The sequence below is a fragment of the Micromonospora sp. NPDC007230 genome (assembly GCF_042869115.1).
In the GTDB taxonomy this organism is placed as follows: domain Bacteria; phylum Actinomycetota; class Actinomycetes; order Mycobacteriales; family Micromonosporaceae; genus Micromonospora.
On sequence record NZ_JBIAFE010000016.1, the window covers coordinates 143,601 to 155,952 of the forward strand.

13 protein-coding genes are annotated in these 12,352 nt (G+C 73.5%); 8 read left to right on the plus strand and 5 right to left on the minus strand.

What is annotated here, in order from left to right; all coding sequences use genetic code 11:
* Positions 1-50: 50 nt before the first annotated feature.
* Positions 51-1,139, plus strand: a complete 1,089-nt coding sequence (locus ACFYML_RS22680) for an MBL fold metallo-hydrolase (RefSeq protein ID WP_387422547.1) — start codon at positions 51-53, stop codon at positions 1,137-1,139.
* Positions 1,140-1,236: 97 nt separating this feature from the next.
* Here the strand turns inward: ACFYML_RS22680 and ACFYML_RS22685 are convergent, their stop codons facing one another.
* From ACFYML_RS22685 to ACFYML_RS22705, 5 genes are all read right to left on the minus strand, one after another.
* The gene (locus ACFYML_RS22685) at positions 1,237-2,646 is read right to left on the minus strand and encodes an NAD(P)/FAD-dependent oxidoreductase (RefSeq protein WP_387422548.1); all 1,410 of its coding nucleotides are present in this window, start codon (positions 2,644-2,646) and stop codon (positions 1,237-1,239) included.
* Positions 2,647-2,711: 65 nt separating this feature from the next.
* Positions 2,712-3,920 (minus strand): cytochrome P450, encoded by a 1,209-nt coding sequence (locus tag ACFYML_RS22690; protein ID WP_387422550.1) that lies wholly within the window; start codon positions 3,918-3,920, stop codon positions 2,712-2,714.
* Positions 3,917-4,408 (minus strand): VOC family protein, encoded by a 492-nt coding sequence (locus ACFYML_RS22695; RefSeq protein WP_357441769.1) that lies wholly within the window; start codon positions 4,406-4,408, stop codon positions 3,917-3,919. Before ACFYML_RS22695 ends, ACFYML_RS22690 begins: the two co-directional genes overlap by 4 nt.
* A gap of 23 nt (positions 4,409-4,431) precedes the next feature.
* The gene (locus ACFYML_RS22700; protein ID WP_387422552.1) at positions 4,432-5,814 is read right to left on the minus strand and encodes an NAD(P)/FAD-dependent oxidoreductase; all 1,383 of its coding nucleotides are present in this window, start codon (positions 5,812-5,814) and stop codon (positions 4,432-4,434) included.
* Between the two features lie 12 nt (positions 5,815-5,826).
* Positions 5,827-7,458, minus strand: coding sequence for a (2,3-dihydroxybenzoyl)adenylate synthase (locus tag ACFYML_RS22705; protein WP_387422553.1), 1,632 nt, complete (start codon positions 7,456-7,458; stop codon positions 5,827-5,829).
* 137 nt (positions 7,459-7,595) lie between these two features.
* Between ACFYML_RS22705 and ACFYML_RS22710 the strand changes: the two genes are divergently transcribed.
* The 7 genes from ACFYML_RS22710 to ACFYML_RS22740 all read left to right on the plus strand — a co-directional run bounded on the left by ACFYML_RS22710 (position 7,596) and on the right by ACFYML_RS22740 (position 12,350).
* On the plus strand, positions 7,596-7,829 hold the full coding sequence (locus ACFYML_RS22710) for a ferredoxin (protein ID WP_387422554.1): 234 nt from the start codon (positions 7,596-7,598) through the stop codon (positions 7,827-7,829).
* Complete coding sequence (locus tag ACFYML_RS22715; RefSeq protein ID WP_387422555.1) at positions 7,826-9,001, plus strand: steroid 3-ketoacyl-CoA thiolase; 1,176 nt, start codon at positions 7,826-7,828, stop codon at positions 8,999-9,001. Before ACFYML_RS22710 ends, ACFYML_RS22715 begins: the two co-directional genes overlap by 4 nt.
* Before the next feature lies 1 nt (position 9,002).
* On the plus strand, positions 9,003-10,196 hold the full coding sequence (locus ACFYML_RS22720) for a CaiB/BaiF CoA transferase family protein (RefSeq protein WP_387422556.1): 1,194 nt from the start codon (positions 9,003-9,005) through the stop codon (positions 10,194-10,196).
* A 163-nt stretch (positions 10,197-10,359) separates the two neighbouring features.
* Positions 10,360-11,100 carry a 3-oxoacyl-ACP reductase FabG gene (gene fabG / locus ACFYML_RS22725; protein WP_357441758.1) on the plus strand — a complete coding sequence of 247 codons (741 nt, stop codon included), beginning with the start codon at positions 10,360-10,362 and terminating at the stop codon, positions 11,098-11,100.
* Positions 11,097-11,558 (plus strand): 3-hydroxyacyl-ACP dehydratase, encoded by a 462-nt coding sequence (locus tag ACFYML_RS22730; RefSeq protein WP_387422557.1) that lies wholly within the window; start codon positions 11,097-11,099, stop codon positions 11,556-11,558. The genes fabG and ACFYML_RS22730 overlap by 4 nt, the downstream gene beginning before the upstream one ends.
* Entirely contained in the window at positions 11,555-12,106 is a 552-nt protein-coding gene (locus tag ACFYML_RS22735) for a 3-hydroxyacyl-ACP dehydratase FabZ family protein (protein WP_387422558.1), read from the plus strand. The genes ACFYML_RS22730 and ACFYML_RS22735 overlap by 4 nt, the downstream gene beginning before the upstream one ends.
* Positions 12,096-12,350, plus strand: a complete 255-nt coding sequence (locus ACFYML_RS22740) for an acyl carrier protein (RefSeq protein ID WP_357441751.1) — start codon at positions 12,096-12,098, stop codon at positions 12,348-12,350. Before ACFYML_RS22735 ends, ACFYML_RS22740 begins: the two co-directional genes overlap by 11 nt.
* The last annotated feature ends 2 nt before the right edge of the window (positions 12,351-12,352 follow it).

Consider the following 12,352-nt stretch of genomic DNA (forward strand, 5'->3'; position numbering starts at 1 on the left):
CGGGGTAGGGCATGAGGTATCCGCGGAGTGTTTATCGCGTCTTTGACAGGATGCTTGCCAAGAAGCGTGGTGGGCGCAGCTGGCCGACCAGCTTCGCCGACCGGCTGACCCATCCGGTGCCCGACTCCCGGGCGGTCCGCAAGCTGATCACCGAGGGAGGGATGCGGCCCGACCTCAGCCAGGTCGACCGGATTCCCGTCCACCCCGCCGCCGACCGACTGCCGCCCGCCGGCACGGGCGAGGTGGTGGCGACCTGGGTCGGCCACGCCTCGTTCGTGCTCCAGATCGGCGGGCTCGTGGTGCTCACCGACCCGGTGTGGTCGCGCCGCATCCCCGGGGTGCGGCCTCGGTTCACTCCGCCCGGCCTGCGCTGGGAGGCCCTGCCCCCGGTGGACGCCGTCGTCATCAGTCACAACCACTTCGACCATCTCGACGCGCCCACCATCCGCCGGCTGCCGCGCCGCGTGCTGATGCTCGTGCCCGGCGGCCTCGGCTGGTGGTTCCGCCGGCTGGGGTTCACCGCCGTGGTGGAGCTGGACTGGTGGGAGAGCGCCCGCCTCGGCGCGGTGGAGTTCCACTTCGTCCCGGTGCACCACTGGAGCCGCCGGACGCTCTTCGACGGCTGCCAGAGCCTGTGGGGCGGCTGGATGCTGGAGGCCGACGCCGGCCCCGCCGCCCCGGCCGGCGCCGCCCCGGCCGGCGCCGCCCCGGCCGGCGCCGACCCGGTAGGCCCGGCCGCCGGCGCCGGTGCCGGCCCCACCGCCGGGGCCGGACCCCTGCGTGTCTTCTTCGCCGGGGACTCCGCCTACGGGCCGTACTTCGCCGAGATCGGGCGCCGCCACGGCCCGGTCGACCTCGCCCTGATGCCGGTCGGCGCCTACCTGCCCCGCTGGTTCATGAAGCCGCTGCACATGAGCCCGCCCGAGGCCGTGCGCGCCTGTGGCGACCTGGGCGCCCGACGGATGGCCACCATGCACTGGGGGGCTTTCGCGCTCTCCGCCGAGGCGCCGCTGGCGCCGCTGGAGCAGGCCAGGCAGGCGTGGCAGGCCAGCGCGCGGGCCGCCGAGGACCTGTGGGACCTGGCGGTGGGGGAGAGCCGTACCCTGCACCGCGCCGTGACCACGCCGGCCGCCGGCTGACCGGCCGAGGACGGCTCGCGATGGCGCCCGCGCCCGGGTGCGGGCGCCATCGCACGCGGGCGCCGCCGCCGGGCGGGCCTCAGTCGCCGGTCGCGGGTCAGTCGCTGCCGCGTCCCGCGACGGTTCGGCCGGGGCTCCCCGTACGGCGGGCAAAGAACCGGTTGGGTGCCAGCGCCGCCCGGTACGGCAGCAGCAGCGGCAGCCGGTCGCCGACCCGTTGCCGCCAGATGAAGAACTCACCGCCCTTGTCGCCGAACGGGGCGGGCAGGAACTTGGGCTGGTTGACCGTCACGAACGCCAGCTCGGTGAACTCGGTCTTGCGGCCAAGCACGAGGTCGCGCAGGATCTTGCCGCCGGTGTGGCTCGCAGCGATCCCGCTGCCGGTGTACCCGTGGCCGTAGACCATGCCCGAGTCGGTTCGGCCGAACTGCGGGATGAAGCTGTGGCTCCAGCTGATGAGCCCGCCGTTGCCGTGGCTGAACCGGACGTCCCGCCACTGTGGGAAGAACTCGCGGAACGACTCGCCCAGCTTGTCGAACGCCTCGTCGTTGCGGCGGTGGCGGGGATCGGTGTCCCGGTTGCCGAACATGTACCACAGGCCGCCCGCCCAGAGCACCCGGTTGTCGGCCGTCAGTCGGGCCGCCGTGGAGAACGACAGCGAGTTCGCCACCCCCTCGCGCCCCGGCCAGGCCACCCGGCCCAACTGCTCCTCCGTCAGCGGCTCGGTGACCAGCAGGTAGTTCCACACCGGCATCTGGCGCGGGTACAGCTCGGGGAACGCGCCCTGCATGGCCTCTGTCGCCACGACCACCTCGTCCGCGGTGATCGTGCCGTGCGGGGTGCTGATCTGCCACTTTCCGTCGACCTTCCGGATCGTCCGCGCCGGGGTCTGCTCGTGCAGCACCACACCCTGTTCCTGCACCACGCGGGCGAGCCCGCGCACCAGCCGGTACGGGTTGAGCAGCGCGCCACTGACCTTCAGCGCCCCGACGACGGTCGGCGAGCCGATCCGCTCCTGCGCCTGCGCCCGGTCGAGCAGGCGGAACGAGGTCACCCCGGCCCGCTGAGCCCGCTTGATCTGCAGCTCCAGTCGCGCGAGCTGCTTGGTGTCCGTGGCGACCTGGAGGATGCCGGTGTTCTCGTACTGGGCGTCGATGCCGTTCTGCCGGCAGAACCGGCCGATCTCCAGGATCGACCGGGCGACCGCCCGGTAGACCCCACCTGCCTTCTCCGCCCCGTAGTACCAGAGCATCCGGCGCAGCACCTTGCCGGCGGTCATCTGCACGAACCCGGCGTTCATCCCGGACGCGCCGCCACCGGCGAACTCCGCCTCCACCACCCGCACCGAGATGCCCGGGTCGGCCTGCTTGAGGAAGTGGGCCGCCCACAGGCCGGTGTAGCCTGCGCCGACGATGCACACGTCGCAGGAGGCATCCCCGTCCAGTGGCGGGCCGACGTCGGTCGGTTGCGTGGAGTGCCAGTACATCTCTGTGGACAACTGCGCCATGCGGGTTTCTCCTTAACGGCTGTCGCGGGCAGGAACGGCTGTCGCGGGGTGGGCGGGTGGCGGCGTCACGCGGGGCGGACGGCCAGCGGAAGGCGCTCGAAGGAGCGCAGGCTCCCGTGCTGGCGGCGGCGGGCGTCGCCGTCGGCGGCGATGTCGCGGAACCGCGTCGCGAGCGCGGTGAACGTCAGCTCGCCCATCAGCCGGGCCAGCGCGGTGCCCAGGCAGTGGTGCAGGCCGCCGCCGAAGCCCAGGTGCGGGTTCGGGGCCCGGGACAGGTCCAGCTCGGCCGGCCGGTCGAAAACCGAAGGGTCGCGGTTGGCCGCGCCGAGCAGCAGCATCACCGACCGGCCCGCCCTGATCTTGTGCCCGCCGATCTCGACGGCCTCCCGGGCCACCCGGATCGCGTTCTGGATCGGCGAGTCGAACCGGAGGAACTCGTCGACGGCCGACCGGACCAGCGTGGGGTCCCGGCGCAGCCGGTCCAGTTGGTCGGGATGCTCCAGCAGCGCCATGCATCCGTTGGAGACCAGCCCCATGGTCGTCTCGAACCCGGCGTGGAACAGGAACAGCAGGTTGTCGACGATCCCGGCGACGTCCCCGCGTTCCTCGGCCGGAGCCGCCGCGAGCATGCCGGCCAGGGTGGCGTCGCCGGCGGGGGCGTCCCGCAGCAGGTCGGTGACGTACTCGCGCAGCCAGGCGACCGCGGCGTCGACGCCGCCGCGCTCGTCGGGCTGGAGGTTCGCCGCGTCGAACACCCGGGCCAGGTCGATCACCCGGGGCAGCACCTCCGCCCGGTCGGCGTCAGGGATGCCGATCAGCCGGCAGATCACCGTGACCGGCAGCGGCACGGCCAGGTCCGCGACGAGGTCGAGGCGGCCGGCGTCGCGGGCCGGGGCGAGCAGGTCCGCGACGAGCGCGGTCACCGCCGGGGTCATCGCCCGCACCCGGGGCAGGCCGAACGCCTGCCCGAGAAACCGGCGGGCGCGGGTGTGCTCCGGCGGGTCCTGGGTGAGGACGATGCGGGAGGGAAACTCGGCCGCGGGCCCGTCGCCCAGGGTCAGCCGGATGAACTCCCGGGGGAAATGGCTGGCCAGCCGGCCGTCACGCAGCAGGGCGCTGACCGCGGCGTGGTCGACCACCAGCCACTGTCCGAACTCGCCCCGCACGACCGGGCCCTGCGCACGCAGCCGCTCGTACTCCGGATAGGGATCGTCGGCGCAGGCCAGGTCGACCGCGGCGATCCGGGGCCGTGGGACGGCGTCGGGGAGCGTCACGGCTGCCCGCCGACGCGCTCGGCCCGCCGGGCCCGGTGGTGCTTCCGCATCTGCCGCATGAAGTAGTCGGCGTTGAGCCAGTACAGCTCCAGCCAGATGTTGTCCGGGTCGCGCAGCCACACGCCGTGCCCGGCCTCCAGGAACAGCTCCTGCACCCCGCCGTGGCTGACGCCCACGGAGTCCAGGTGCGCCACCCAGGTGTGCAGGTCCTCCCGCTCGGGAACGTGGAACGCCAGGTGGTGCAGCCCCACCCGGTGCTCGTCGAACGGCTCCTCGACCGGCCGTTCGGCCTGTCCGAGGACGATGGAGGTCAGGGCGCGGGAGTGCAGCAGCGTTCGGAACGTGAACCCCGATTCGGCCGGCCGGGCGTCGCGCACGACGGTGAAGCCCAGTGCCCGGCAGTACCACTCGGTGCTGCGGTCGAGGTCCCGGACCGTCAGGTTGATGTGGGTACCGCCGTTGAGCGGGGGTACGGAGTCGTTGACCACGGGGTTCCTCTCGCAGAAGACGATCACAGGACGGTTCGCATGACGGCTGCCGCCAGGGGCGCCGTACGCCGGAGCCGGTCCTCGTACCGGTCCGCGGCGGTGGCCAGCGCGCTGACCGTGCGGACGCCGACGGCCCGCAACGGTTCCGGCTCCCAGCGGCGTGGCCGGTGCCCGGTCCAGAACAGCCGCGTCTCGGGCCTGTTCACCCCGGCCACCAGGGCAGCCAGCGTGCGGCCGGCGAGGTTGCTCAGTGCGATGCCCTCGCCGCCGTAGCCGCCGGCGTGGCCGAGGCCGCTGTCGCGGTCGTACACCACGGCGGGCTCGCCGTCGCGGTGCATTCCGTACGCGCCGCTCCACTGGTGGCTCACCTGCGCGTCGGCCAGGGCGGGGAAACTCTCCGCCAGGGACTCGCGCAGCCGGGCGAAGACCCGGGCGCCGGAGCGCGCGGTCGCGTCCGGCCGGGAGCCGGCGCGGTAGCCGGCCCCCCGGCCGCCCACCAGCAATCGGCCGTCGGCGGTGCGCTGGAAGTAGGCGAACTGGTAGCGGGAGTCGGCGACGGTGACCCGGTCCCGCCAGCCGGCCTCGCGCCACCGCCATTCCGGCAGCGGCTCGGTGGCCATTATTCGAGAGATCACCGGCAGCACCCGGCGGGCGTGCCCGGGAAGTCCCCCCGTGTACGCCTCCGTGGTGCACAGCACACTGCGGGCGCGGATCGTGCCCCGGTCAGTGACCACGACGCCCGGCCGCAGCCCGACCGCGCGGGTGCCCTCGACGATGGTCACCCCGCGCCGCTCGACGGCCCGCGCCAGCCCGGCGGCGATGACCGCGGGTTGCACGGCCGCGCAGTGCGGCGTGAAGCCGGACAGCAGCGCCCCGGCGACGCCGACCCGGTCGGCGGTCTCGGCGGGCGACAGCAGCGCCATGTCGGTGATGCCGAGCTTGAGCCGCATGTCCTGCCAGTTTCGCAGCCGCGCCACCTGGGGTTGGGTGCGGGCGACGTAGAGCGAGCCGTCGCGCCGCCACCCGCAGTCGATGTCCTCGGCGGCGAGGATCCGCTCGATCTCGTCGAGGGTGCGCCGGCCCGCACGGTAGAAGCGCATGGCGTCCATCGGGCCGTAGCGCTGCACCAGGTTGGCCAGCAGGGCGGGCATCTCGGTGGTGCACCAGCCGCCGTTGCGCCCGCTGGCCCCGTAGGCCACGCGCTCGGCGTCGATGACCAGCACGGAGGCCTGCGGCATCAGTTCCGTCAGGTAATAGGCGGTCCACAGGCCGGTGAATCCGGCGCCGACGACGACCACATCCGTCCGCACGTCGCCGGACAGGGCCGGCCGCCGCTCGCGCAGCGGCGCGGGCAGCGTGTCCAGCCACAGGCTCGCCGGCCGACGCCGGTCGGGGGAAGCCGTCATGCCGGGCCGCCGCTACCGGGTGACGCTCAGGTCGCCGAGGACCGCGGCGGCCAGTGCCCGCTTGTCGACCTTGCCGACGGTGGTCAGCGGCAACGCCTCGACGATCTCGAGCCGGTCCGGCAGCTTGTAGTCGGCCAGTCCCCGATCCCACAGCAGCTTGCGCAGCTCCATAAGGCTGGGCGCCGGGTCGTCGGCGACGACGACCGCGCAGGTCTTCTCGCCCAGCCGCTGATCGGGGATCCCGACGACGGCTGCCGCCCGGACCCGGTCGTGGGCCAGCAGGTGCCCCTCGACCTCGTCGGCCATCACCTTCTCCCCGCCCCGGTTGATGACGTCCTTGATCCGGCCGGAGATGACCAGGCGGCCCTCAGCGTCGATCCGCGCCAGGTCGCCCGTGCGGAGGAAGCCGTCGGGGGTGAAGACCGTCCGGTTGTGCTCGGGTACGGCGTAGTAGCCGCGCAGCGCGCACGGCCCGCGCACCAGCAGCTCGCCGACCTCGCCGGGCGGGACGGGGGTGCCATCGGCATCGACCACGAGAAGTTCGTCGTCGGCGCACATCGGGGTGCCCTGGGTGGTCGCCGCGGCCTCGTCGCCGTCGCCGGGGCGGGTGAAGCAGAGCATGCCCTCGGCCATGCCGAACCAGTGGGTGAGCGTGGCACCCAGGGCCGGGCGCACGGCGCGGGCGAGGTCGGGGTGCAGCACGGCCCCACCGACCTCGATGACCAGCTCGGACAGGTCAACGTCGAACAGGCCGGCGGTCTCCACCCACAGCGACAGCACGGCCGGCATGACGGTGGTGAGGGTGACCCCCTCCTGAGCCATGAGCGGGAACGCCTCGTCCGGGCTGGGGCTGGACGACAGCACTGCCCGGCCGCCCACCCGTAGCGCCCCGAGCACGCCCGGGCAGCCCAGGGCGGCGTTGTGCGCCACCGGCACCGCGGCGAGGTAGGCGTGCCGGTGGTCGAACGACATCGCCTCGGCGGTGGCGCGCAGCTGGAACGCGTAGTCGTCGTGGGTGCGGGGGATCAGCTTGGGCAGCCCGGTCGTCCCGCCGGAGAGCAGGAAGAAGGCCACGTCCTGCGGGTCGGGCCGGGACAGTTCCCGGGCCGGGGCGCGTACGTCCGACCAGGCCAGGAACGGCCCGGGATCCCCGACCACGAGCACGTGGCGCAGGGTGGGACAGGCGGCGCGTACCTCCTGCGCCACCGCGCGGTGGTCCACCCCAGGCACCCGGTCGGAGGTGACGAGGGCGACGGCCCCGACGTACTGCGCCAGGTAGGTCAGCTCGGCCCGCCGGTGGGCCGGCAGGGCCAGCACCGGCAGGGCGCCCGTGCGGAACAGCGCCACACAGGTCACCACGAACTCGACGGTGTTGGGCAACTGGACGACCACGGCGTCACCGGGTCGCACACCCAGCTCGATCAGGCCCGCGGCCAGCTCGTCGGCGCGTGCGTCGAGTTCGCCGTACGTGTGCCGACCATGTCGGGTGACGACGGCGGTGCGCCCGGGATCGCGGGCCTCGGCGTCCCAGTCGGCCCAGGGGCGGAGCAGGTCGCCGAGCACCTCGCCGCGCCAGTAACCGGCCTTGCGGTAGCGGTCGGCGAACTCCGCCGGCCAAGGGGTGAAGCCTTTACGAGCAGCCACGGAGCCTCCCGTACGCCGATCACCGGCTGGAGCCGGCCAGCTGGTATCCGTACGCACGGTATCGACGGTCCCGAAGACACACAAGAGCCTTCACAAAGACGATGCTCGTATTTCCCAGATACGAGTACTCCACTACGGTGGAACACGAGCACCGTGACCGAGAGGGGATGGCGGCGATGCGGGTACGGGTGGACTTCGACAGGTGCGACAGCAACGGCCTCTGCGAGCTCGCCGCGCCGGCGGTCTTCAAGGTGCGCGACGACGACTTTCTCCACGTGCTGCAGGAGAACCCGCCGCCGGAGCTGTGGAACGAGGTGACGCAGGCCGCCAACGCCTGTCCGAAGCTTGCCATCAGCTTGGAGGACCGGTGACCGCGGAGGACCGCGAGCCGGTCGTCGTCGCGGCGGTCCGCACCCCCATCGGAAAACGCGACGGGGCGCTGGCCGGGCTGAAGGGCGTCGAGCTGCTCCGGCATGTGCTGAGAGCCGTCGTCGACGCCGCGGGCGTCGCGCCCGACGCCGTGGAGCAGGTGGTGGGCGGGTGTGTCACCCAGGCGGGCGAGCAGAGTTTGAACGTCACCCGCAACGCGTGGCTGAGCACCGGGTGGGATCCGGCGGTCGGCTGCACCACGGTGGACGTCTCGTGCGGCTCCGCCCAGCAGGCCAACCACCTCGTCGCCGCGCTGATCGGCAGCGGCGCGATCAGCGTGGGCATCGCCTGCGGGGTGGAGTCCATGAGCCGGGTCCCGATCGGCGTCAACCTCTACAACGGACCGGGCCACTACAAGACCGCCGACTACCCGTGGGACGACCCGCCGCGCGCGCAGTTCGGCGGCGCCGAGCGGATCGCCGCCCGGCAGGGCATCACCCGCGCCGACGCCGACGCGTACGGGGTGCTCTCCCAGGCGCGGGCCGCGGCGGCCTGGGCGGCCGGGCGCTTCGACCGGGAGTTGGTCGGTCTCGACGCGCCGGTGCCGGGCGACGTCAGCTCCGGCGGGCGCCGCCGGGTCGACCGGGACGAGGGGCTGCGCGAGACCACGATGGAGGGCCTGGCCAAGCTCGCGCCGAACGTGCCCGATGGCGTGCACACCGCCGGCACCACCTCCCAGGTGTCGGACGGGGCGGCGGCGATCCTGTGGATGTCCCGCGCCCGGGCCCGGGCGCTGGGGCTGCGGCCCCGGGCGAGGCTGGTCGCCCAGGTGGTCACGGGAGCCGATCCGTACTACCTGCTCGACGGGCCGGTGGCGGCGACCGGCCGGGCGCTGGAGCGCGCCGGCATGACCCTGGCCGACCTCGACCTGGTCGAGGTCAACGAGGCGTTCGCGGGCGTGGTGCTCAACTGGGCGCAGCAGCACGACACCGACCTGGAGCGGGTCAACGTCAACGGCGGGGCGATCGCGTTGGGCCATCCGCTCGGCTCCAGCGGCACCCGGCTGCTCGTCACCGCGCTGCACGAGCTGGAGCGCCGCGACTCGCAGACGGCGCTGGTCACGATGTGCTGCGGGGGATCGCTGGGCACCGCGACGATCCTGGCCCGGGTGTGACGTGCGGCGCGAGGAGTTCTACCGGGAGGCCCGCGACGACCGGGACGGCCCCCTGCACGGCCTGTCCGTCCTGGACGTGACCAAGGTGTGGTCGGGCCCGTTGGCCACGAGCGTGCTCGCCGACATGGGCGCGAACGTGGTCCGGGTCGAGCTGCCGTACGGCCGCGACGGCGAGGTGCCGCCGGAGATCCCCGGCACGGGGCTGTCCTGGTTCCGTGAGACGGTGAACCGGAACAAGCGCAGCGTGGGTTTGGACCTGCGGCAGCCCGCCGGTCGGGACGCGTTCCTGGAGTTGGTGCGCGATGCGGACCTCGTGGTGGAGAACTACAAGCCCGGCACGCTGGACGGCTGGGGCGTCGGCTACGCCGACTGCCGCCGCGTCCGGCCGGACATCGTGGTCGTCTCCATCACCGGCTGGGGACAATACGGCCCGGACGTCGACCGGCCGGCATACGACCCGGTGGTGCAGGCCGCGAGCGGCTGGATGTCGCTCAACGGTGACCCGGCGGGCCGCCCGGTCCGGGCGCCGACGTTCCTCGCCGACGAGCTGGCCGGCCTGCACGCGGCCGTCGGCGCCCTGGCCGCCCTGGCGCACCGCGACCGCACCGGCGAGGGGCAGCACGTCGACGTGGCCATGCTCGACAGCCTGCTCGCCAGCAGCTGCGGCCTGTTGACGCTGGCCGCGGCCGGTGCGCCGCCGGCGCGGTGGGGCAACCAGACCGACTTCGCGGTCCCGTCGAACGTCTACCGCTGTCTCGACGGCGACATCTACCTGTCCGTCGCCCTCGACAAGCACTGGCGGGCGCTGGCGGAGACGATCGGCCGGCCGGAGCTGGGCCGCGCGCCGGGCTACGGGCGGGGCGCGCAGCGCCGGCAGAACCGGGGCGCGGTCGACGATCTCGTGGCCGCCTGGTGCCGGCCCCGCCCGGTCGGCGAGGTGATGGCGGCCTTCCGCGCCGCGGGCCTGGTGGCCGAGCGGGTGCGCACGCTGGCCGAGGTCGCGGCCGATCCGCACGTGCGGGAGCGGGACATGCTCCAGCCGACGGTGCTGCACAACGGTGCCACCGCGCCGCTGACCGGCCCGGCGGTGAAGTTCTCCCGCACGCCGACCCGGATCCGCCGGGGCGCGCCGGCTGCCGGCGCGGACAGCCGCGACGTGCTGGGGGACGCCGCCCCGCGCCCCGACGGGTCATAGGCTTTTCGCTGCTGTCTGCATAGTATCTACGAGTGTCTTCCGTGTCTCCTGGTGCATCTATTGATGTCGAGCCGAAGATGCTTCAACATAGGAGCACGGGATACGAGTTCCCGTCGCCGATCGGGGGCACCCGGCGTGGGCGCGGCGGGCGAAGGAGGCGTGTGTGAGCGAGCAACCGCTGGCACTGGTGACCGGCGCCTCACGGGGTATCGGCCGTGCGGTGGCCGTCCGGCTCGCCGAGCAGGGCTACGGCCTCGCCTGCTGCTACAGCAACCCGAGTGAGGCCGCCGAGAAGACCGAGGCGCAGGTCGCCGCGACCGGGGTGCCCAGCTACTTCGCTCCCTGCGACGTCGCCGACGACGCGGCCGTGGACGCGTTCATCGCCGCGGCCGAGCGGCGGCTGGGCCCGATCAGCCGGCTGGTCAACAACGCCGGCATCACCCGGGACAGCCCGCTGGTGCTGGCCCGTCGCCCCGACTGGGAGGCGGTCATCGACACCAACCTCGGCGGCACCTGGAACTTCTGCCGCGCCATGGCCTTCCGGTTCATGAAGCGCCGCGCCGGGGCCATCGTCAACCTCTCCTCGATCGCCGGCATCCACGGCAACGCCGGCCAGACCGCGTACGCGGCCAGCAAGGCGGGCATCATCGGGCTGAGCCGGTCGCTGGCCAAGGAGCTCGCCCCCTACGGCGTACGGGTCAACGTGGTCGCGCCCGGGTTCATCGAGACCGACATGACCGACGCGCTGGACGCCAAGGCCCGGGACCGGGCACTGGGCATGATCGGCCTGCGCCGGTTCGGCCGCCCCGAGGACGTCGCGGCGATGGTGGACTTCCTTCTCGCCGACCAGGCCGGCTACGTCACCGGCCAGGTGTTCCAGGTGGACGGGGGGATGACCCTGTGACCGCCGCGACCGCGGCGCCGGCCTGGCGGCCCGCTGCCCCCGTTCCCTGCGCCGCCCCGTTGCCGGCCGTTGACCGGCTCCGGGTCGCTCCCCGTGGCGGCGGATGGACGGTCACCGCCCGGGTCGCCGTCGACCCCCGCGACCCGAACCTGGCCGGGCACTTCCCCGGCCAGCCGATCTACCCGGGCGTGTTCGTGGTCGAGACCCTGTGCCAGGCGATGGCCCAGGCCGTGCCCGGCGCCCCCCGGCTGCGCGCGGTCACCTCGATCCGGTTTCTCGCGGCGCTGCTCGGCGGTGACGAGATGGAGCTCATCCTCGACGTGGATCCGGCGACCCCCGCCGCTGGCGCCGCTTCCCCGGCGGAGCCCGGCTGGACGGTACGCGGCACCGGCCGGCGGCACGACGGCACGGTCACCGCCCAGCTGCGCGCCGTCTTCGACGCCGGAGCGGGCGCGTGAACGCCGCCGAGATCCGGGCCGCCCTGCCACAGCGCCACCCGCTGCTGCTGGTGGACCGGGTGACCAGTCTGGAGCCCGGGGTCGTCATCGAAACGGTCAAGGCGATCACCGCGACGGAGCCCTGCTACGCCCATCTCGGCGACGACGCCACCGCCGAGGACTACGCCTACCCGGCATCGCTGCTCATCGAATCGTTCGGGCAGAGCGCCGCGCTGCTGTGGCTGGACGGCTCCGCCCCGTCGCACCGGCTCACCGACGACGCCGTGCTGCTCTTCGTGGGTGCCCGCGACTACACCGTCGAGGGCCGGGCGTACCCGGGCGACGTCGTCCGGCACGTCGTACGCCTGGAACGCGTTGTCGCCGACACCGCCTTCGCCACCGGCGAGAGCTGGGCCGGCGAGCGGCGCATCGCCACCGTCGGCTCGCTCATCGCCGCCCGCCGCCCCCGCGCCGCGGTCGCCGAACCCGCACCCGGCCGCACCGGCACGGGCGCCGACCGCACCATCCCCGCTAACACCAGTGCCCAAGGAGGCCGACATGTCCGGTGACAATGAGCGGTACGAGCAGCTCCGGGAGATCATCGCCGAGGTGTTGGAGGTCGAGACCGACGAGCTGACCGACACCGGGGACTTCGCCGAGGAATACCAGGCGGACTCGCTGCGCGCCATCGAGATCCTGGCCCGCATCGACAAGGAGTTCAAGGTGGAGATCCCGCAGTCGGAGCTTCCGGAGCTGCGCAACCTCAAGGCCACCTACGACGCCGTCGCTCGGCACGCCGGCTGGCAGGACTGAAC